Origin of the sequence: Polaribacter sp. BAL334 (assembly GCF_015767435.1) — a bacterium.
In the GTDB taxonomy this organism is placed as follows: domain Bacteria; phylum Bacteroidota; class Bacteroidia; order Flavobacteriales; family Flavobacteriaceae; genus Polaribacter.
The window spans coordinates 1-611 of the sequence record NZ_JADWOV010000074.1 but is presented as its reverse complement, the minus strand read 5'-3'; the positions used below and the strand labels follow the sequence as shown (position 1 = coordinate 611).

Sequence of the window (611 nt, the reverse complement as noted above, 5' to 3'; positions counted from 1 at the left end):
TAAATGTATTGGAAAATTCACCAGTTCGATAATTATCATAGACTTCAGATCTATAACTTGGTGAATAGTCCAGTTTGTTGGCATGTTTTTTTAAATAAAGGATTTCACAGTCATTCATACTAATCTTGTTAAATTCTATATACTGTTTACTAATTTGATAACCAATAACCTCACTTAGCTTTTTGGATAAGTAATTAATTGTTTCACCCTTCGTTAACATTGTTTTATCCTGAGCAAATAAAGAAAATGAGTACATAGTCAAAATGCACATTAATAATTGTTTTTTCATTTTAGTGTAAGTTTTCTTTTGCCTACTCTAATCAGTTTTCGGCTTCCCTGTTTTGTTAAATTAATTTTTCACAGTCAATTTCAGGTCTGAATTGTTTCTATAGCATGACACACAAATAGTTTATATGTCCAACATTATCTAACTTTTTTTTATGAAAACATAGCCACCCATTCAGCCCCCAAAATACAAATAAATCCAACACCATCCGCATCCCAAAAGCAAATACAGGAAAAATCCTGTAAAAAAAGTCAAAATCACTGTCATTTTTACTCGGTTTGGAAGCATTTTGTAGGGCAAATGCTACCAAAAAACACCTCATTTA

The 611-nt window shown here is 30.4% G+C and carries 1 protein-coding gene; it reads right to left on the bottom strand.

All coding sequences use genetic code 11. The features are described 5' to 3' along the window. Window positions 1–289 (bottom strand): hypothetical protein (locus tag IU405_RS15555; protein WP_231749393.1); only part of this gene is annotated, 289 nt, incomplete at its 3' end. Between the last annotated feature and the right edge of the window lie 322 nt (window positions 290–611).